Origin of the sequence: Paraburkholderia sp. BR14312, from assembly GCF_040948675.1 — a bacterium.
Taxonomy (GTDB): Bacteria; Pseudomonadota; Gammaproteobacteria; order Burkholderiales; family Burkholderiaceae; genus Paraburkholderia; species Paraburkholderia nodosa_A.
This window is the reverse complement of record NZ_JBFPKI010000093.1, coordinates 1-270: the sequence shown is the minus strand read 5'-3', so window position 1 is coordinate 270 and position 270 is coordinate 1. Positions and strand designations below refer to the sequence as shown.

Below are 270 nucleotides of genomic sequence, written 5' to 3'. Positions count from 1 at the left end.
TAAGCGCTCACACTTGTCGGCTGTAAGAAAGACAGACTCAGGGGTCTGTAGCTCAGTCGGTTAGAGCACCGTCTTGATAAGGCGGGGGTCGATGGTTCGAATCCATCCAGACCCACCACTGTCTGTGGCGGGCAGATCCCTTGAGTATGTGTGACTGGGGGATTAGCTCAGCTGGGAGAGCACCTGCTTTGCAAGCAGGGGGTCGTCGGTTCGATCCCGTCATCCTCCACCAATCCTCAATGCACAGCGTTCTGCACGAAGCAGAACCTT

Annotated in this window: 2 tRNA genes; both read left to right on the top strand. The window is 55.9% G+C overall.

The annotated features are described in order from the left end of the window. Positions 1-41: 41 nt before the first annotated feature. Positions 42-118 (top strand) — tRNA-Ile (locus AB3X98_RS42165). Positions 119-156: 38 nt separating this feature from the next. Further along, positions 157-232, top strand: a tRNA-Ala gene (locus tag AB3X98_RS42160). Positions 233-270 lie beyond the last annotated feature (38 nt).